The sequence below is a fragment of the Rhodospirillum sp. A1_3_36 genome (assembly GCF_047263945.1).
Classification (GTDB): Bacteria; Pseudomonadota; Alphaproteobacteria; order Rhodospirillales; family Rhodospirillaceae; genus Rhodospirillum.
The window spans coordinates 1-17,929 of the sequence record NZ_JBLAVB010000017.1; the positions used below are offsets into that span (position 1 = coordinate 1).

Annotated in this window: 17 protein-coding genes and 1 pseudogene; 8 read left to right on the plus strand and 10 right to left on the minus strand. The window is 59.4% G+C overall.

Annotation, left to right across the window (positions count from 1 at the left end; translation table 11 throughout):
* Positions 1 to 301, minus strand: a pseudogene (locus ACLIRY_RS21965) (hypothetical protein); the annotation flags it as partial.
* Positions 302 to 647: 346 nt separating this feature from the next.
* Between ACLIRY_RS21965 and ACLIRY_RS21970 the strand changes: the two are divergent.
* Positions 648 to 986 (plus strand): hypothetical protein, encoded by a 339-nt coding sequence (locus ACLIRY_RS21970; protein WP_413207567.1) that lies wholly within the window; start codon positions 648 to 650, stop codon positions 984 to 986.
* A gap of 106 nt (positions 987 to 1,092) precedes the next feature.
* On the opposite strand, the gene ACLIRY_RS21975 is transcribed toward ACLIRY_RS21970, so the two are convergent.
* Together ACLIRY_RS21975 and ACLIRY_RS21980 are read right to left on the minus strand one after the other, a co-directional pair.
* Positions 1,093 to 1,986: a LysR family transcriptional regulator gene (locus ACLIRY_RS21975; RefSeq protein ID WP_413207568.1), complete on the minus strand. Its 894-nt coding sequence runs from the start codon at positions 1,984 to 1,986 to the stop codon at positions 1,093 to 1,095.
* 94 nt (positions 1,987 to 2,080) lie between these two features.
* On the minus strand, positions 2,081 to 2,251 hold the full coding sequence (locus ACLIRY_RS21980; RefSeq protein ID WP_413207569.1) for a hypothetical protein: 171 nt from the start codon (positions 2,249 to 2,251) through the stop codon (positions 2,081 to 2,083).
* 497 nt (positions 2,252 to 2,748) lie between these two features.
* Here ACLIRY_RS21980 and ACLIRY_RS21985 point away from each other — a divergent pair, with 497 nt between their 5' ends.
* Positions 2,749 to 3,915, plus strand: coding sequence for a glycosyl hydrolase family 28-related protein (locus ACLIRY_RS21985; protein WP_413207570.1), 1,167 nt, complete (start codon positions 2,749 to 2,751; stop codon positions 3,913 to 3,915).
* A 558-nt stretch (positions 3,916 to 4,473) separates the two neighbouring features.
* Here ACLIRY_RS21985 and ACLIRY_RS21990 read toward each other — a convergent pair.
* The 6 genes from ACLIRY_RS21990 to ACLIRY_RS22015 all read right to left on the minus strand — a co-directional run bounded on the left by ACLIRY_RS21990 (position 4,474) and on the right by ACLIRY_RS22015 (position 10,092).
* Positions 4,474 to 5,835, minus strand: a complete 1,362-nt coding sequence (locus ACLIRY_RS21990) for a TfuA-like protein (RefSeq protein ID WP_413207571.1) — start codon at positions 5,833 to 5,835, stop codon at positions 4,474 to 4,476.
* Entirely contained in the window at positions 5,832 to 7,163 is a 1,332-nt protein-coding gene (locus tag ACLIRY_RS21995) for a YcaO-like family protein (protein ID WP_413207572.1), read from the minus strand. The genes ACLIRY_RS21990 and ACLIRY_RS21995 overlap by 4 nt, the downstream gene beginning before the upstream one ends.
* Positions 7,164 to 7,433: 270 nt before the next feature.
* Positions 7,434 to 7,706, minus strand: a complete 273-nt coding sequence (locus ACLIRY_RS22000) for a hypothetical protein (protein ID WP_413207573.1) — start codon at positions 7,704 to 7,706, stop codon at positions 7,434 to 7,436.
* A 437-nt stretch (positions 7,707 to 8,143) separates the two neighbouring features.
* Entirely contained in the window at positions 8,144 to 8,416 is a 273-nt protein-coding gene (locus tag ACLIRY_RS22005) for a hypothetical protein (protein ID WP_413207574.1), read from the minus strand.
* A 211-nt stretch (positions 8,417 to 8,627) separates the two neighbouring features.
* A complete protein-coding gene (locus tag ACLIRY_RS22010; protein ID WP_413207575.1) occupies positions 8,628 to 8,855 on the minus strand; it encodes a hypothetical protein in 228 nt (75 codons plus the stop codon).
* Positions 8,856 to 9,378: 523 nt separating this feature from the next.
* Positions 9,379 to 10,092 (minus strand): hypothetical protein, encoded by a 714-nt coding sequence (locus tag ACLIRY_RS22015; RefSeq protein ID WP_413207576.1) that lies wholly within the window; start codon positions 10,090 to 10,092, stop codon positions 9,379 to 9,381.
* A 313-nt stretch (positions 10,093 to 10,405) separates the two neighbouring features.
* On the opposite strand from ACLIRY_RS22015, the gene ACLIRY_RS22020 reads away from it, so the two are divergent.
* Positions 10,406 to 11,194 carry an enoyl-CoA hydratase-related protein gene (locus ACLIRY_RS22020; protein ID WP_413207577.1) on the plus strand — a complete coding sequence of 263 codons (789 nt, stop codon included), beginning with the start codon at positions 10,406 to 10,408 and terminating at the stop codon, positions 11,192 to 11,194.
* Between the two features lie 42 nt (positions 11,195 to 11,236).
* On the opposite strand, the gene ACLIRY_RS22025 is transcribed toward ACLIRY_RS22020, so the two are convergent.
* Positions 11,237 to 12,259, minus strand: a complete 1,023-nt coding sequence (locus tag ACLIRY_RS22025) for a zinc-binding dehydrogenase (protein WP_413207578.1) — start codon at positions 12,257 to 12,259, stop codon at positions 11,237 to 11,239.
* 429 nt (positions 12,260 to 12,688) lie between these two features.
* Here ACLIRY_RS22025 and ACLIRY_RS22030 point away from each other — a divergent pair, with 429 nt between their 5' ends.
* The 5 genes from ACLIRY_RS22030 to ACLIRY_RS22050 all read left to right on the plus strand — a co-directional run bounded on the left by ACLIRY_RS22030 (position 12,689) and on the right by ACLIRY_RS22050 (position 17,928).
* The gene (locus ACLIRY_RS22030; RefSeq protein WP_413207579.1) at positions 12,689 to 13,165 is read left to right on the plus strand and encodes a DUF4863 family protein; all 477 of its coding nucleotides are present in this window, start codon (positions 12,689 to 12,691) and stop codon (positions 13,163 to 13,165) included.
* 213 nt (positions 13,166 to 13,378) lie between these two features.
* Positions 13,379 to 14,959, plus strand: a complete 1,581-nt coding sequence (locus tag ACLIRY_RS22035) for a benzoate-CoA ligase family protein (RefSeq protein WP_413207580.1) — start codon at positions 13,379 to 13,381, stop codon at positions 14,957 to 14,959.
* A gap of 33 nt (positions 14,960 to 14,992) precedes the next feature.
* Entirely contained in the window at positions 14,993 to 15,481 is a 489-nt protein-coding gene (locus ACLIRY_RS22040; protein ID WP_413207581.1) for a hemerythrin domain-containing protein, read from the plus strand.
* A gap of 5 nt (positions 15,482 to 15,486) precedes the next feature.
* Positions 15,487 to 16,293 carry an alpha/beta fold hydrolase gene (locus tag ACLIRY_RS22045; RefSeq protein WP_413207582.1) on the plus strand — a complete coding sequence of 269 codons (807 nt, stop codon included), beginning with the start codon at positions 15,487 to 15,489 and terminating at the stop codon, positions 16,291 to 16,293.
* Positions 16,294 to 16,377: 84 nt separating this feature from the next.
* Positions 16,378 to 17,928, plus strand: a complete 1,551-nt coding sequence (locus ACLIRY_RS22050) for a 3,4-dehydroadipyl-CoA semialdehyde dehydrogenase (RefSeq protein WP_413207583.1) — start codon at positions 16,378 to 16,380, stop codon at positions 17,926 to 17,928.
* Position 17,929 lies beyond the last annotated feature (1 nt).

Genomic DNA, 17,929 nt, shown 5'->3' on the forward strand with positions numbered 1-17,929 from the left:
CAGCCGTATCCGGGGCCTTCGGAATGGCCGGTGGCCCCCTCCGTGTCGGCTCCTTGGGCCGGAGTGTTCCCCGGGCGCGTTGCCGTCGCCATTCAACGAGGGATGACGAATACAGCCCTTCCCGCCGGAGGATCGCGCCCACCTCGCCGGGCTTGGCTTTGTCGAGTTCGGCGAGGATCGCCAGTTTGTAGGCAGTCGTGAACGTGCGCCGCCGGGCCTTCACCGGCACCTCCGGATCCGGAGGTGCCGGTGAAGGCTGGGGCCCGTCAACTTCAAACGCAGGTGAATTCTTCGTCGTCACGCATCTCTCTCCGGTCCAAACTCACTAAACGACACCGTTCAGAGTGTCGCAAGCACGTTGGCACAGAGGGGCTTCGACGTAGAGCTTACGAAGCCCTATCCAGAGCCCACTTCCAGCTTTTGGGGGACAGTGGTGAACTGACGCTATTTCTAGATGGTTGGAATGAAGTTGCGGAGTCAGCACGCCGCCATGTCATTCAAGAGATCGAAGAGTTGGAAACGCAATTCCCACTACTGAAAATAGTAGTAAGCAGTCGTAGAACGACACTGGGTATTCCACTTTCGGGACGCCGTATTCTCCTATCCTTTCTCTATCGGAGGACCAGCAGTACGAAATAGCCCAGAGTATGAAGGGACAAGATGGCGTTGAGGTTCTCGATGCCGCTTGGCGAACAGAGGGCTTAAGGGATCTCGTCGCAATCCCCTTCTATCTTCGGGCCCTAATTCAGGCAACTACATCGGGAGATTTGCCCGAGACGAAGGAAGAAGTGCTTCGCCATATGGTTGAAGCCCATGAGGCGGTTTCCTCGAACAGCGAGATATTTCACCGAGAAATTTGTGATGCCCAAGATGTCTATCTGACAGCCCTTGCTGTCTCCGCGCAGATGTCAGGTACGCCGACCATTCGTGATCGTGATGCGCGGCTAGCTGTCTCTAGGGCAAGTCAGCAGCTTGTTCCCAGCTGATCCCATTTTATTCTACTTGAGGGGGGCACCGCGCCCCCTGCCCCCCTCCAGACCATGCCGACAGCAAACTCCCAGAAAAATTCTCAGACACACTGCTAGGCATCTCTTATGACCAGTCACCACGGGCCGCGCAAAGGGTTCTGATCTGATCGGCCATCACCTCCTCTGCCCTGGAGAGGGCCCGGCCGCAGAGGGTCAGAAGGCAAAAGGGTATTGTTGGGCCATCCACCAGCCGCCGCACCGCGATTCCCGCGAACTGCTCCCAGGGCAGCATGGCGTCGACCACCGCCACGCCCAGGCCCGCCTGCACGAACCCCACGGCGGATATGGACACTCCCACCTCAATCCCGGAATGGAACGTCTGCCCCTTGGACCGGGCGGCGATGACAAGTTCTTCGTGGGGGCGCTTGTCCGCGCCGTAGGAAATGACAGTTTCCGCCTCGAGGTCGGCGAAGGTCAGGGCCTCCCGTTCGGTCAGGGGGTGGTTTTCCGGCAAAAGGCACCGAAACGCCACCCGTCCGAGGGGTTCCACCTGGATATCCGGCGGCGGACGGTCATCCAGGGCCAGCGCCAGGGCCACGTCTCCGGCGCGGAGCATGGGCGTTATTCCGGCCATTGGCGTCACGTGGGACCTTAGGGCGATGTCAGGATGACGCGCCCGGAACTCCGCCATGGCTCTGGGAAGGAGCGCCAGCCCGGGCGGAGTGGACGCAGCAATGCGCACGATCCCGACCTTGCCTTGCCGAAGGTCCTCGGTCTTGCGGCGCAATCCCTCCATTCCGACGACCAGTCGCTCCGCTTCCGGATAGAGTTCCATGGCTTCCGGTGTCGGTTTCAGCCGACCCTTTTCCCTGTCGAAAAGCGCGAACCCAAGCTCATCCTCCGTGTGGCGCAGGATTTGACTGAGGGCAGGCTGGGAAATGTTGAGCATATGCGCAGCGCCGGTCACGCTGCCCGCGCGCATCATGGCGGTGAAGACTTCAAGCTGACGGGCCCGCATGGGGTATCCCTCCAAAGGTTGGGCCTATGAGACTCCCCTACTCTGTTCTTAGATCAAACCGCCCTAAATCGGAATCGATTTAGGGCGGTTTGATCTAGAATTGTCTGGTTAGAGCATTGAGTGGGGCGGAAAATCGGTTGTCCGTTCGGCCCTCCCTTCGGGCCCCCATGGACAGGGGCTGGAGACCGTCCAGGGGAACCTCGGCGATGTCATCCAGATGGATGTCGAAAGAATCCAACCGCAGGGAACGGTTTTCGCCATTCATGCCGTCGCTTTCAGGGGAGGTTGCGGATTGGGGGTGATCTGTTCGCTAACTCCCTTTGTTCCATCGATCCGTTGGTCGGTCACGCTCGCCGATCATTCTCGCGGGACGAGCCCAGCAACGCCATGGCTACAGTACACGACAGTGTCTCGTGTTTTTTGGGAGATAGCCCAAGCCCATTTGGGGGCCAATGCCCCCAAACCCCCATTTTTTTAGCCTGGGGTCTGGGACCTTTCGGCCCCGGTCTCGCCAAAGAGGGGGGGGGAACGGGGCAAAGCCCCGCGACGGGAAAATACGGCCTGTCGTGTACCCTGGGCAATGCCAACATCAGAGGCTTACTCTGGGGTTTTTCCCGCAATAAGGATATAAAATCTATTTGGCAATTTTAAGGTGTCAATTGCCTCCGTTAGGACGAATTTGGATGGTACCTCCTTGGTGTCGCGAGGGGGGCGAGTGGATCGCTTTGCCGCGCTCTTTCCCAGGATTTGAAAGGAAACACCATGTCTGCATCGACCTTGGGCGCTTATGACGTCAAGGATTACGGCGCCACCGGCAACGGCACGACCAACGATCAACCGGCCATCCAGTCGGCGATCAACGACGCGCAATCGGCGGGGGGAGGCACCATTTTCTTTCCCCCCGGAACCTACCAGATCGACGCGGGCCTAACCGTCTCCGGGTCGAATATCCATTTCTGGGGCCTGGGCTACCTGCAGACGACCCTTCAGACCGGCTTTGCATCGGGGGACGCCATCACGCTGGCCGGGCCCTCCGGAATATCATGGCACGAGAACTTCTCGATCCGTGGTCTGCGCATCGGTGCGAAAGCAGTGCATACGCAAGGCGCCTGCTTGCGCATGACCAAGGTCATTAACGTGACCGTCGCCGACTGCCGCTTCAATTCCTTCCATAAGTTCGCCGAACTGGGGTCCTCCAGTGTCGCCAACGACGTTCAGCAGATCTATATTGAGGGATGCCGGATCGATCAGGCTTCCGCCGACCATTGTATTAACCTGCTGTCCGGGGCGATCTGCGTGATCCGCGACTGCTTTTTCAACGGCAACGCGACGGAGACGGCGGATCGGTCGTTGATCTCTCAGAGCAACACCAACAATAATTGGGATGGTTTGGTGGTGGAGGGGTGCACGGTTGAGAACTGGCCCCGGTTCATTCTCGTGACCGGGCATGGCATCGTCAATGCGCGGGTTATCGGCAATCTGGTCGAGCCGGACTTGACCAGGGGAGCCATCGTCCTATTCCCCACTTCGGATTGCGCCAAATGGACCATTGCGTCCAACACCTTTACCTGCGAGGGCGCGGATTCCTTCGGAATCCGCCTGGACCACGGGGATGGGGGCCAGACCTACGCCGTGGCGATCACGGGCAATGTGATCTCCTATGCCGGGGATCGGGGCATCGACGTGCGCGGGGACAGTCGGGATATCAGCGTGGTGGGCAATGTCTTGCGGGGCTGTGGTGCGACCGGTCGGCCGGCCTTGACCATTGATGGGGGTAGTGCCATTTCCGTGACCGGCAACACCATCGATCCGGCGGGAACGAACATGCAGTTCGGCATCGAATGGGCGGGGGCATCCACGCCGTCCCGGAGCCAGGCGGGCAACGGTATCATTCCCGGTACCTTGGGAACGGTGGCCGGCTCTCCCTGACGGGGTTTGCCCCACCGGGGCTTGGAAGGAGCCGCGGCGTTTTTCTTGCGTTCAAACGCTGGAGGGAAACGGGATCAGCTTGAGTCAAGCTGGTCCAGTTTCCCTCTCGTTATATAGATTTTAGAGTGCCTTCGAGGCAGGCTTTACCGCGCTATTGGGTGCGGCGGTCACTTGGCCGCTTCCAAAGTGCGGTAAGTCAAACTCACCGCACTTTGGTGTTAGGGTGTTCTGTGCCTTTTGGGCGATAGCCCAAGCCCATTTGGGGGCCAATGCCCCCAAACCCCCCTTTTTCTTTTACAAATATGAGCCCGTCCCCCACTGGGGCCTTTCGGCCAATCACTGCCCGGGGTCTGGGGCCTTTCGGCCCCAGTGGGGGACGGGGCAAAGCCCCGTGACGGGAAAACATCCCCTGTCATGTAGTGGTGCCAGATAGACGACCACTCCTACGAAGCGGCGCGGGTTGAGCCCCAGGCCGCTTTTCTTGAGGTCAAATGTCAAGGAGGCTTTACCGCGCCATTGGGTGCGGCGGCCACTTCGCCGTGACCTATTCGGGGTTATTCAGCCAGTCGTATTTGTAATGTGTTGGCTATACAGATAGTCCCCTATCAGAATACGCACCAAGTCGTGGCGGTTCGTAAGGTCTAGGCTTCTCGCATAGGCATCCAGATCGTCTGGAACCGGCTGGCCTCTCTGTTCGATGAAATGCCACGAGAGCAGAGCCTGTTCATCTTGGCCCCAATCCGCTGAAGCGGCGTTCTGCAAATCTACGGTGGCCAGCCAGCGCTGCTTGTCTTCGGCCCGGTTGGCGAGGTCCCCGTAAAGTCCGGTAATACGCAGAACGTCGTTTATCTGCCCCATAATGTCGTCACGGGTCTCGACCTTGACCTGTTCGATTCCAACTTCTCGGGCAATCAGGGAGGTGAGCCCATCCGTGTCCAACTGCTGGCGGTCAAGCCAAGCGGCGATCTTTTCCGGGGCGATGAGGCCGCGCTTTACGAAAAAGGCATGCAGGATTTCGCGAAAGATGGCCGGATCGATTGGCGCTTGGTTCCGCCGGGTCTCGCGTAACGCCAGGGCCCGGCCAAAAGCCCCTGACAGAATCTGCTCATAGCAAGCCTCGCCCCGCAACCGGACCTCGTCCAATAAGGCTTCGGTCGGCAGGGCATCGGGAAGAGCCGCAGCGACCTGATGCCCATCGCGCCGCAACACCTGCTCCCAGGCGTCGGTTGGTTCGAAATGATAGGTCACGGTCTTCGGTGGGGGATTGCTGGCCAGGAACAGAGCCATCTGTTCAAGCATGGCCCGGGCATCCTCGGTCTTGCGTCTGATCTGGCCATCGGGCAACCAGGCCTTCAGCGCGTCGAGCTCTTCCTGAGGCAGACCAGCCTCCGCCCCCTTCTTAAGCAGGTTTGGATAGGACCGCTCGGGATAATAGGTCGCCTTTGCCAAGGCGAGAAGCGTTTCATGGACAGGAGCCGTCACCACCTCCGCCGCCAGAGCCGCCTGGAGTGTCGCGCGCAGGTCTACCATGGCCACAGACGCCAAAAGATAGCCGGTATCCGCCGGGCCGTGCGCCACCGTCACTTCGTCGTCATCCTCCAGTACTCCATCACGGAATGCCTCGAAGATGAGCCCAACTCCGATCATCCCGAAAGGCTGCAATTCAGCCGCCCTTAATGCACCCATGCTCGATGCGCCGAACACATGGACACCTTGGCTCATGGCCCAGAGGATTTCCTTGTGCCAGACCGCAGGCACCCGCTCGAAATACCCATCAATGATCCCGATGACTCTCGCCCCGGTGCGAACCGCCCGGGTCACGTCCCCTTGGGATACGGGCGGACAGATCACCGCGTCTGGCAGCAGGTCCCGGGCCTGTCTCGCTGACAGACTGGGGCCAAGAAAAACGAAAACACTCACGACGCCATATGCTCCCGATTCGGATGGACCGCAGCCAAGGCGCGCTCGCCCCGCACGTACCCCGGTGCTTCGCACAGCCCCTCAAGGCCCGGCACGATCACTCGGACCACGAAAATTCCGTCAATTCGTGATGGGAACCGTACAACGGCGACCTGGGAGAGTCCCGCAGAGGTTAATCCTTTGAGAATCCAGTTTAGATCGTCTTCGAAGAGCCGCGCCTCGTAGTGAGCAACGGCCCCGTAAGATCGGCGGGGGGACGCCTCAATCGCGTCCAGGCGGGTCCTGAGTGCGGCAACCCGTTCGGAATTGCGGGCCGATTCAAAAAACTCCCGGTTGGCATCGTCCCTGGTCCCGGCAATGTATGTCAGACGTGTTTGTGCCGCTTCGGTCAAGGCCCGGGATAAGGCGACTTCCCGGGCGGGATGACATCCCGACCCTTGGCTGATGTAGGCTGGGCCAAACGCGCCGGTTTCGCGATCCGCCGTCAGGCACAAAAATGCGGCGACACCGACATCCGTGGTTATATCCCAAACTCCCACCGTCAGACCGGCGTTGTGCAATCTGGCTATCAGGTCCCGGGCCGTGGGATCATCCACGCTGTCCAAATCCAGACGGCCCTGCGGATTATGCGAGCCTCCCCTCAAAGACCATAAGGCCAAGGCATCGCGCTCGATGACCTCGCACAGACCATGACAAATGGCTTCGAAAGGGTGATTGCCCGATGCCAGCCCATTGGAACTCATCTGGAAATTTCCGCTACCCGTAGGCAGGGGCCGGGTAAAATTGGTGTGGACCATCTCGAAAGGAACGGCCAACGCCGCCCCGTCGGCCATCAGGTCCTCGGCCTCGCACCAGAGTATGGGGCGAAAAGGGTCGTATCGACTCACCGACAACCGCGGAAGGCGCGTTGTGTCGGCTACGGCACGTCCCTGTTGACGCAAATCGGCTTCGCTCGCCAAGTGCAAGGGCAGGTCGGGGCGCTCCGCATGGTCGCTTTCGATGGCCTCCATGAGGCCCGATATCTTAGCCGCCGCCAAGTCCAGTCCCTTCCCCTGTGCCACCACAACCGATCGCGCATTGGGACGGTAGACAGCGACCACGGGCAATCCAACCCGATCCAGACCGGTAACATTCGCCACCCGCGTAATTCCCATGGCGGCCAGATGGGGCGTCACGAGGGCAAGGGTTTCGAAGGGCGCGCGCGACCTGTGTGTCCCTTTCCGATAGATCTTTTCCCCTTGATCACTTGCATCCGAAGACGCGATGACGGCTGCAGGGTGTGAAACGGGCGAGTCATCCGGCCCTGTATTTCCTGTTTTATTCGCCATTGATCTCGCTTTTCTCCTCCGCAGGGCGGGTTAGATCAAACCGCCTTAAATCGGAATCGATTTAAGAGCCCAACCCGAAATGACTCTGATGATTTCAACACCTTGGTCATCATTCCCGCGCATGCTCTAGAGTGAAAACGGGCATGACGGAACCCTTTGATTGCACAGCAAGACTTTTGGGTTGAGCTCTAAGGCGGTTTGATCTGAAATCTAATGCTTGGAGTATCGGCTGGACCGGAAAACCCGGTTTCCCCTTTTCCGCTCGACACTCTAGATCAGTTCGGGATTTTTGGTATTCACCCGGCTTAAATTCACCAAGTAGCATGAAGATCCCATGGTTGGTCCTTCAGCAGGGATTGCAGCCAGGACTGCGCCCTGTTTCACCAAATCTTCAACTTGGGTTTTCAGCACCTCAGGCATCAAATTATCTTTATTCATCCACGCTTCTTGTGGGACATAGTAATATTCAAGTCCCCACTTTATCACAATGGCCTTCTGATATGGGTTTGTTCCGTCAAAAGAGGGGATCTTGGGTTCAGTCATGGCATAATTCCTTCTTCGTGTCGCCCATAGAGAGGAAGAACGTCTTCCCTTTTCGACCGTTTTCCTGAACGTGGAAAGCGCACCAGAAGGAGGACTGGGGAAAAGGCACTTCCCTTGTCATTCCGGACGGAAACAGCGGGTGGGCATGACCTGTCTGTCCCTTGCCGGTAGATCTTTTCCCCTTGATCACTCACGATCGAATTAACGCGATGATGGCGACAGGGGATATTTGCCACAGGATATGAAAAGGGCCAAGCATCCAACCCCTTATTTCCTGTTCCTGAAGCCTAGAGCACCGACGCAGTCAAAAGAGTCATTCGTCAAAAGGTTCAATGGTCGGTGCGCCAGGACTGTGTGTATGCATCAACTTCCAAAGCTCCGGCTGAAGCCTCCGTTTGGGGCGATGCATCAGGCTCTTGCCTTCCGCAAGGGCAGGGTTAGACCAACTCGGGATTTTTGGTATTCACCCGGCTTAAATTCACCAAGTAGCATGTGGATCCCATGGTCGGCCCCTCTGCGGGGATCGCAGCGAGGACTGCTCCCTGCTTCACCAAGTCTTCGACTTGGGTTCTCAGTGCCTCAGGCATCAAATTATCTTTATTCATCCATGCTTCTTGTGGGACATAGTAATATTCAAGTCCCCATTTTACCACAATGGCCTTCTGATATGGGTTTGTTCCGTCAAAAGAGGGGGTCTTGGGTTCAGTCATGGTATAATTCCTTCTTCGTGTTGCCCATAGAGAGGAAGACCGTCCTTCCTTTCCGACTGTTTTCCTGTGATTGGAAAACGCACCAACGGAAGAATTTGGGAAAAAGCAACCCCATTGTCATTTCAGTCCGCAGATAATTCGTAATCCCCAGATTCCGTGTCAAAATGACAAGCTCAGAGTATGCTTATTCACGGCTTCTTCCTTGTTTGCGTTACACGTCCACGGCATCGGTGTCTTCGAAATCGATGCAATCCAAATTGACAAAGGCGGTATTCGATCTGTTGCCTGGACCGACCAGCAGCATCATTCCGGATGCTGCCAAACTATGAGCCTCCCCCCGCAGGTCTTCGGGAAGTTCGGTGGCAGTCCATAAGTTTTCGGGAATATAGTACAGTTTGCCGCCACAGTTGAGAATGATCGACTTTGCATCATCGTTCATAGGGTCGTTCCTTGATCGCGACGGAGGGGAGGGTGGTTGATAGAAGGGATGGCGCGCGTTGGCAGTTACTTTTCGTAACTTTTGTCCAAGGCCCCAGACTCAGCGCACCCATCCTGCCCGGCGACAAAAAGCTTTTGCAACTAGAAAGATATTATATAAGAATGTTAACCTAAAGTAAAATATTTTTAAAACAATTCCTCTCCCTTGGAGGCCGAGTCCGAAATGACTCTCATTATTTCAATTTCCAAAGTGCGGGGAGGCAAATTCTCCGCACTTTGGTATGGGTCGCGTCCCGATATAGGGGCCATATAGTGGATTGACTCCCATGCTCCCTCGTCACGGTTCCGAGCATTTTTGGCAGTCCCTATGCGGCCTCTCCCGTTTCGGTCAATCCACTCGCTCCCTTAACCAAGAAGTCGGGACGTGCGATGGGGGCCGATCATTGCGGGCATGCGTGACATTCTTCCTCTGCGTTTGTGCTTATTCAATTGCCCCTATTGAGCCGAGATGTCGCCATGGGATTTCATGACATACTCAGGTCCATGGGCGACCAAAGGGACCATTCCAAAGGAGCGTTCAACACGGCCCGCACAGCGGCTTGGTTCTCGAACCAGATCGCAGCCTTTTCCGGTTCCGGGCTCTTGCTGGTTGTAACCCATGTAAAGTAAAGGCGGCGCATCACACCGGTCTGCCCAAATGTTGCGTGAGCAAGCGTGAATCCATAGTCCGTTTTCATTTGTGAATTATTATCTTTGGTGCAATTGAACATGAAATTCTTAAGATCAATGATTTTTTGCTGATCGTCGATCAGGTCCACTGTCATTGTGAAATAATATTTTACGCGGGACCCAATCTCAAAGTTTGGATCGATCGTTTGCGGATTATAGGATAGTGCGCTGGCAAACGTTTGGGTTTCCCACAGAACAAGTTCAGACATATTTTTGTATGTGATGCTGTCTAGAAGCGCTCTGTGCACGTAGGGCAATGTGTTGAAGTCATTTACTTGAAAAATAAACATGTATTTTTGCCGGTCAAGGGTTGCCCCATTGCTTGATGGCAGTTCACCCGGCTTACGTGTTACCCCGATACGAAATTGCCAGTTCGGCCAGGGCTTTTCTTTGAAAAACGGCATCAAATCATGATGGTATTGCTGAAACTGAGCATTGAGTTGATCGTTGTTCGGAGTATCGGCGAAAATTTGAAGGTAATTTAACGGAATCGGTTTTGTGCGGTGCATTCTTTGAGTCTCCGTTGACTGTATGTGAAGGCGGAAGGGCAGGTCGAGAAAACCAACGCTGTCACGGTCCGACGGTAGGAAAATGGGTCGACCCTCGAATTCGGAAGCTTAGAGCATCGGGCGGAAAAGTGGAAAGCGGTTTTCCGCTCTACTCGATGCTGTAAAAGCCTTGGAGGCGGGCTCGTTCCTTTTCAGGGCTGACTCTGGCCCGGGGGCTGAGTCTTGACGTTTGTGGAATTAAAATGCTACATCCCGTTTCAAACAAGCAACAAAGGTAAGTTGTCGCGAGGTTGCTGGAGGGGGAGGAGGGGCAATGACCCAGGATGGCGCGTTCAAGGATATCATCACGGAGCGGGGGGAGGACGGCGTCCTGCTGATCCGCTTGAACCGACCCAAGGCTTTGAACGCTTTACGCACCCGCTTGCTGGAAGAGATCGCCGAAGCCCTTTTGGCGGCCGGGGACGATGGGGACGTGGGGTGTGTGGTGATCACCGGAGATGACCGGGCCTTCGCCGCCGGGGCCGATATCGGAGAGATGCAGGATAAGACACCGGTGGATGTGGTGCGGGATCCCCGCGCGGCCCACTGGGCGACCATCCGCACCTTTCGCAAACCCCTGGTGGCCGCCATCAATGGATTCTGCTTGGGTGGGGGGAATGAGCTGGCCATGCATTGCGATATCCTGATCGCCGGGCGGACGGCCAGCTTCGGTCAGCCGGAGATCAATTTGGGGATCATTCCAGGGGCGGGGGGGACCCAGCGTCTGACTGCCATGGTGGGCAAGAGCAAGGCCATGCGGATGATTCTGTCCGGAGAGCGGATCACCGCAGAGGAAGCCTGCGCGGCGGGGCTGGTGGCGGAGGTTTGCGAGCCGGAACTGACCCTGGAGCGGGCGATGACGCTGGCCCGGGTCATCGCTTCCAAGGCACCTTTGGCCGTGGAGCTGGCCAAGGAGGCTGTTCTGGCCGCAAGCGATGGTCTGGTTAAAGACGGTCTGGCCCTGGAGCGCAAGGCCTTCGCCCTGCTGTTCGCCACGGAGGACCGCCGGGAAGGTGTGCGGGCGTTCCTCGAAAAGCGCCCCCCCGTCTTCACCGGCGCGTGAGGCACTTCCGTCCCATCCTCCTCCTCCTCCTCCTCCCAGGCGTCAGGCAATCCGGATCGCCACTTTCCCGAAGCGATCCGGATGTTCCAGGCGGTCGAAGGCCGCGTGAATCTCGTCCAAGGCAAAAACGGAGTCGATGACGGGCGTGACGCGTCCCAGGGTGAAGGCCGCCACCAACCGGTTGAATTCAGTCAGGTTCCCCATGGTCGAGCCATGCACGGACACTTGCCGGATGAACAGGCGTTGCAAGTCCGCTGAGGGGTGGGCTCCGGTGGTGGCGCCGCAGGTGACCACGCGTCCCCCGCGTTTGACCGCGCGCAGGGAGTGTCCCCAGGTGGCCTCTCCCACATTGTCGATGACGAAGTCCGCGCCTAAGCCGCCCGTTTCCTTCAGCACCGCTTTGGCGATGTCCTCTTCCTTGTAGTCGATGACCCGATCGGCGCCGAGGGCGCGGGCCTGATCGTGTTTGTTGGCGCCGCTGGTGGTGGCGATCACCCGGCAGCCAGCGAGGTGGGCGAGCTGAATCGCCGCCGCAGCGACCCCGCCGCCGGCACCCTGGACCAACGCCGTCTGGCCGGCCGAGGCTCCGGCCTTGCCGAAGACCATGCGCCAGGCGGTCAGATAGGCAACGCCCAATGAGGCCGCAGCCAGATCATCTCCGTCATCGGGCAAAACAGCCAGACTGCTCTCGGGGATGGTGATGGTTTCCGCCAGAGTTCCGTCGATATGCTCGCCATAGATCCGAGCCTTGGTGCAAAGGGGCTGCTCTCCGGCCAGACAGGAGGGGCAGACGCCACAGAACAGATAGGGATAGAGCAGGACGCGGCGCCCGATCAACGGCGAGTCCGGATCGGCGTCGATGACTTCGCCCATGCCGTCGACGCCCATGACCTGGGGCAGGCTGTGGGTGATGCCCAGGCCCAGGTCGCGCATGTATATATCGACCCTGTTCAGGGATGCGGCGCGCATACGGACCGTTGCCCAGCCCGGTTTGCGAACCGGTGCGGGGTGGTCCTGGACGCGCACGCCCTCCTTGCCCCTTTCCGTTAAGACGACTGCTTTCATTCCTGGATCTCCCAAAGTGTTGTTCTTGCCCGATACCAAGCGATAGGCGAGCCCCATGCGGTTTGTAAATGGCGCCGTGGTGGGGCTCGTCTACCGAGCGGCGCGACGGGTGCCACACCCGAGGCCCGCTCACGGCGCAGGCCGGTGTTAGGGCTGTCTGGAAGCTGGTCAGCGCCCTGGAACAGAGGTGGCGCTTCTCGGGGAAGGTGGCAAAGGCGGGTCAATGGGTGTGTATTTATATTTCCTTATTACGGTAAGGATGGCTGACGATCACATCGAACGCTCGCCTAAAGCCGTGGTTTGAGTTCCAAAAAGGAAATAACATGCTTAATGATGATGTAAAACATGAATTATCTTGCGGAAGGCGTGATCGTTGGCTATATATGTGTTGTCAAAAGCATCGCGCATGCCAATGAAGAGGGAGGCAAAATGAGCGAGCCGACGGTCACGGCGTTTTCGGGCCTTGTTCGACAGGTAACGGACGCCATTGCGGGAAAGCCCTTGGATGGGGCCCTGGAGGCCTTTCTTAATGAGGCTTTTCCGTCCTCCAGCCCCGCCTTTCAGGCCATTTCCGAGGCTTGCACAAGGGGAATTGCGGAGGGGTGGATCTGTGCCCGGGAAGCGGGCGGCATCAAATTCGGTCGGGTGGTCAAGCCCTCGCCCGAGCTTTCGGGTTTCAGTGTCGACGTGGTGGTCATGGACGATTGCCAGGGGCCGCATCACAGCCATCCGAAAGGTGAAGTGGACATGGTGATGCCCATCGACAAGGACGCGGCCTTCGACGGTCAGGGGGCCGGATGGAAGGTTTATGGCCCCGGCAGTGCCCACTATCCGACCGTCCGAGGCGGGGCGGCCGTTGTGCTCTACCTGTTGCCGGACGGTGCCATCGCGTTCTCGAAAGTCTAGAGTGAGCCTGGACCGGCTTGAGTCAAGTTGGCCCAGTTTCACTCTCATTATGGTGATTTTAGAGTGCCTTCGAGGCCAAGTGCGCACTCCGTTTTTTGAGTGAGGATGGAAGCAACAACAGCCGCACTCCGGCGCGACGCAAGATAGCGAGTAAGAAAAGCACGCCCAAGGCCAGTCAACTGGCCACGCGGCAAACACAGGGAGATCGTGTGCATGCCCGAATTGAGCAAGGCCGACCATGGGCGCTCGCCGCCCATCGTCGATATTCCAAGAAACTATAATGCCGCTTATGACCTTCTCCAGAGGAATCTGAATGCCGGGCGAGGCGATAAAGTGGCTTTTATCGACGATTACGGTCGCTGCAGCTATGCGGAGTTGAACCGGGACACGACTCGCTTCGCGAATGCAATCAGGGCCTTGGGCCTGGGTATGGAGCACCGGATCCTGGTCTGTCTACACGACACCGTCGACTTTCCCGTCGTCTTTCTGGGCGCCATCAAAGCCGGTGTGGTGCCAGTGGCGGTGAACACCCTGCTCACTGTCAATGACTATGCCTATATGCTCGCCGACAGTCGAGCCCGCGTCGCCGTGGTGTCTGAGGCCCTACTGCCCCTGTTCGAGCCGCTTCTGGACAAGGTGCCGACGTTGGAGCGGCTGATTGTCTCGGACCGCATCGGCGCGCGCGAGGAGTCCCTGGCAAGGCTCCTGGACTCCGCTCCGGACGACGACATCATTGCGCCAACCTTGGCCGATGACATTTGCTTCTGGCTCTATTCCTCCGGGTCCACGGGGGCGCCGAAGGGGACGGCCCATGTGCATTCGAGCCTGATCCAGACGGCAGAATATTTCGCCCGCCCGACCCTGGGGATCCGGGAGGATGATGTTGTCTTCTCGGCGGCCAAGTTGTTTTTTGCCTATGGGTTGGGCAATGGCTTGAGCTTCCCCATGTCCGTTGGGGCAACGACCGTCCTCATGGCCGGTCGGCCCACGCCATCCGCAGTGTGTCAGCGGCTGGTCGAGCATAAGCCCGCGATCTTTTATGGTGTCCCCACCCTCTATGCCTCCATGTTGGCCGATCCGGATTTGCCGAACGCCGCCGACCTTGGCTTGCGGGTTTGTACCTCGGCCGGGGAAGCCCTGCCCGAGGAATTGGGGCGGCGCTGGCGAGACCGCTTTGGCGTGCCGATCCTGGATGGCATCGGCTCCACCGAGATGTTGCATGTCTTCCTGTCCAATCGGCTGGACGACCTGCGCTACGGCACGACAGGCAAGCCGGTGCCGGGCTATGAGGTGCGTTTGGTGGATGAGGATGGCATGCCGGTCACCCCCGGCGAGCCCGGGGAGTTGCAGGTCAGGGGGCCCACCAGCGCCGCCTACTACTGGAACAATAGGGCCAAGACCCGGGCGACCTTCTTGGGCGAATGGACCCGCAGTGGCGACAAGTACTCCGTCGACGGCGACGGATACTATGTGTATGCCGGCCGCAGCGACGATATGCTCAAGGTCGGTGGGATCTATGTGTCGCCAATTGAGGTGGAAGCCACCCTGATCGAACACCAGGCTGTTCTGGAATGCGCGGTGGTGGCCAAGGAGGACGAAGCGGGGCTTGTGAAGCCCAAGGCCTTCGTGGTGCTGAAGACCGGCTTTGCACCCAGCGAAACCCTCTCCGCAGAGCTGAAGGCGCATGTGAAGGCCTGCCTGGCCCCTTATAAATATCCGCGCTGGCTCGAATTCGTCGACGACCTGCCGAAAACCGCGACGGGCAAGATTCAGCGGTTCAAGTTGCGCGGATGATAAAATGAAAGCACGAGGAGGCGCGGTAGGCCCATGAACAAGGCGATTGCCATCATCAAAGACGAGCACATTTCGATCAGCTCCGTGCTGAAGGGTCTTGTATCACATGTCTCCGACGCGCGGTCCGGAAACCGCGAGGTCGATCCCCATCTGATCGGGGCGCAACTCGACTACATCGAGGCTTATCCAGAACGGTTGCACCACCCCAAGGAGGACCGCTACCTCTTCCGCAAACTGCGCGAGCGGACGGCGGAGTCCCATGCCATTCTGGACCAACTCGAGGCCGAACACGTCCGCTCCCGTGCCCTGGTCGGGGAGATGCGCGCCCATCTCAAGGCCTTGCGCGAGACCGGAAACCTGGAGGCCTTCGCCCGGAGCATGGAGGACTACGCGACTTTCCACTACCAGCATATGCGCACGGAGGAACGGTTGCTGCTTCCCATGGCCGAGCGGTGCCTGACCGACGAGGACTGGGAAGAAATCACAGCCGCCTTCGAGTCCAACACGGGGCAGGAGTGGTGAGGACCATGGATGGAACCGCGCCTCTGGATACCTGCGTCACCGTCGGTGGGGTCCCCCTGGAGGTGGTGCGCCATGGATCGACGGATCCGGACGCGCCGCATCTGGTCTTCCTGCACGAGGGATTGGGTTGTGTTGCCCTATGGAAGGACTTTCCCGAGCGGGTCGCCGCTGCCCTGGGGGTCGGCGTGGTGGTCTACAGCCGCGCGGGCTATGGCCGGTCTGGTCCCAAGCCGCCGCCCTGGCCCCTGACCTACATGCACGACGAGGGCCGCCTTGTTCTGCCCAGCCTGCTGGATGCCCTGGGGCTGACGAATGTGGTCCTGGTCGGCCATTCCGATGGCGCCTCCATCGCCCTGATCCATGCCGGCGACGAAACCGGCGCCCTCCCGCGCCTCAAGGGCGTGGTGTCCATGGCTGCCCATGTGTTCAACGAGGAGATCAGTGTCCAATCCATCGCTGAGGCTCGGACGGCCTTCGAAAGCGGTGGCTTGCGAGATCGCCTGATGCGCTACCACGGCGACAATGTGGACAACGCGTTTTGGGGATGGAACCGGGCCTGGCTCGATCCCGGGTTCAAGACCTGGAACATCGAGGCTTTTTTGCCCCGCATCCAGGTTCCCCTGTTGGTGATCCAGGGCGAGGACGATGAGTACGGCACCCTGCGCCAAGTGAAGGCAATCCGCAACCAGGTGTCCGGACCGGTCGAGTGCCTGATCCTGGAGCGCTGCGGTCACAGCCCGCATCGGGATCAAAGGGAGCCTGTGCTCCAGGCACTCGAGCGCTTTGCCGCCAGGATCTGGCCAGACCGATAACACGGATAATCAAGGCAACCGCTGCCAGGACCCGGAGGGGGAGCCTCCGGGGCGGGATGGTGGCTTGCCCAGGGAGGAACGAGAATGCGCCTCAATAGCTTTCTGAATGACCGGTGGGTGGATGGAACCGGGGAGGGGACAGCTCTTCACGACCCGGTGACGGGAGAAGAGATCGCCCGCGCCAGCGGTGAGGGCCTGGACCTGAAGGCGGCTCTGGAGCACGCCCGCGCCGTGGGCGGCCCGGCGCTGCGGTCCATGACCTTCGCCGAGCGTGGGGCCCTGATCCGCGCCATCGCCGACGTGCTGACCGCCAACCGGGAGCGCTACACCGCCATCGCCCTGCAAAACTCCGGGAATACGCCGGGGGATGCGGCGTTGGATGTGGATGGCGGCATAGGAACCCTCAAATATTATGCAGCCTTGGGCAAGGGGTTGGGCGCGGCGACCCATCTGGTGGATGGTGCCCCCGAGCGACTGACCAAGGAGGAGGCCTTCCAGGCGGTGCATGTGATGACCCCGTTGCGGGGAGTCGCGGTGCATATCAATGCCTTCAACTTCCCTTCTTGGGGGCTTTGGGAGAAGGTCGCCGTGGCTTTCCTCGCCGGTGTGCCGGTTCTGGCCAAGCCTGCCACGGCCACGGCGTTGCTGAGCCAGACCATGGTGCAAGATGTGGTGGAGGCCGAAGTGCTGCCCAAAGGGGTGCTGTCCCTGCTCTGCGGGGGCGGGCGTGACCTGATGGACCATGTGACCGGACAGGATGCCGTTGCCTTCACCGGTTCCGCCGACACGGCGCGGATGCTGCGGGGCCATCCCAATGTCATCGCCAACACTGTCCGCTTCACCATCGAGGCCGACAGCCTCAACGCCATCGTCCTGGGACCGGACGCGACGCCCGAAACCGCAGAATTCGGGCTGTTCATTCGCGAAGTGGTCCGGGAAATGACCGTCAAGGCGGGGCAGAAATGCACGGCGGTGCGGCGGATCATTGTTCCGTCCGACCGCATCGACAGCGTCTGCGCGGCGCTCTCCGAGAAACTCGCGGGCATCCGCCTCGGGAATCCGGCCGAAGAGGGTGTCCGCATGGGGCCGTTGGTGAGTGCCCGCCAGAAACAGGCGGCCCTGGAGGGCATCGCGGCCTTGGCGGCGGAAACGAGCGTGGTTTTCGAGGGGCAGGCCCAAGCTCTGTCCGAGGCAGGGTTCTTTGTTACGCCCCGGCTGCTGCGCTGTGACAGCCCGACTGAGGCCAAGGCCGTCCATGCGGTGGAGGTCTTTGGCCCGGTGGCCACGGTCATGCCCTATGACGGTCCCGAGGAGGCTTTTGCCCTGGTGGCCCGGGGCGGAGGCTCTCTGGTGGCCTCGGTCTTCACCGCCGACGACGGCTTCGCCCGGGCTGCCGCGCTGGAGATGGCGGTACACCACGGACGCCTGTTGATCGTTGATGACAGCATTGGGCGGGGTCATTCCGGCCATGGTGTGGTGATGCCCCAATGCAGTCATGGAGGACCGGGCCGGGCAGGCGGTGGTGAGGAACTGGGGGGGCTGCGCGGGATGGCGTTTTATTCCCAGCGCACGGCCATTCAAGCCAATGCCGCCCGCATCGCCGCGCTGGTCGAGGCCGGTGCGGCTTGGCGATGAG

Excerpts from the sequence above, each read along its gene's own strand:
- ACLIRY_RS21970 (WP_413207567.1), top strand. The coding sequence starts at position 648 with ATGAAGGGACAAGATGGCGTTGAGGTTCTCGATGCCGCTTGGCGAACA.
- ACLIRY_RS21975 (WP_413207568.1), bottom strand. The coding sequence starts at position 1,986 with ATGCGGGCCCGTCAGCTTGAAGTCTTCACCGCCATGATGCGCGCGGGC.
- ACLIRY_RS21980 (WP_413207569.1), bottom strand. The coding sequence starts at position 2,251 with ATGAATGGCGAAAACCGTTCCCTGCGGTTGGATTCTTTCGACATCCAT.
- ACLIRY_RS21985 (WP_413207570.1), top strand. The coding sequence starts at position 2,749 with ATGTCTGCATCGACCTTGGGCGCTTATGACGTCAAGGATTACGGCGCC.
- ACLIRY_RS21995 (WP_413207572.1), bottom strand. The coding sequence starts at position 7,163 with ATGGCGAATAAAACAGGAAATACAGGGCCGGATGACTCGCCCGTTTCA.
- ACLIRY_RS22000 (WP_413207573.1), bottom strand. The coding sequence starts at position 7,706 with ATGACTGAACCCAAGATCCCCTCTTTTGACGGAACAAACCCATATCAG.
- ACLIRY_RS22005 (WP_413207574.1), bottom strand. The coding sequence starts at position 8,416 with ATGACTGAACCCAAGACCCCCTCTTTTGACGGAACAAACCCATATCAG.
- ACLIRY_RS22010 (WP_413207575.1), bottom strand. The coding sequence starts at position 8,855 with ATGAACGATGATGCAAAGTCGATCATTCTCAACTGTGGCGGCAAACTG.
- ACLIRY_RS22015 (WP_413207576.1), bottom strand. The coding sequence starts at position 10,092 with ATGCACCGCACAAAACCGATTCCGTTAAATTACCTTCAAATTTTCGCC.
- ACLIRY_RS22020 (WP_413207577.1), top strand. The coding sequence starts at position 10,406 with ATGACCCAGGATGGCGCGTTCAAGGATATCATCACGGAGCGGGGGGAG.
- ACLIRY_RS22025 (WP_413207578.1), bottom strand. The coding sequence starts at position 12,259 with ATGAAAGCAGTCGTCTTAACGGAAAGGGGCAAGGAGGGCGTGCGCGTC.
- ACLIRY_RS22030 (WP_413207579.1), top strand. The coding sequence starts at position 12,689 with ATGAGCGAGCCGACGGTCACGGCGTTTTCGGGCCTTGTTCGACAGGTA.
- ACLIRY_RS22035 (WP_413207580.1), top strand. The coding sequence starts at position 13,379 with ATGCCCGAATTGAGCAAGGCCGACCATGGGCGCTCGCCGCCCATCGTC.
- ACLIRY_RS22040 (WP_413207581.1), top strand. The coding sequence starts at position 14,993 with ATGAACAAGGCGATTGCCATCATCAAAGACGAGCACATTTCGATCAGC.
- ACLIRY_RS22045 (WP_413207582.1), top strand. The coding sequence starts at position 15,487 with ATGGATGGAACCGCGCCTCTGGATACCTGCGTCACCGTCGGTGGGGTC.
- ACLIRY_RS22050 (WP_413207583.1), top strand. The coding sequence starts at position 16,378 with ATGCGCCTCAATAGCTTTCTGAATGACCGGTGGGTGGATGGAACCGGG.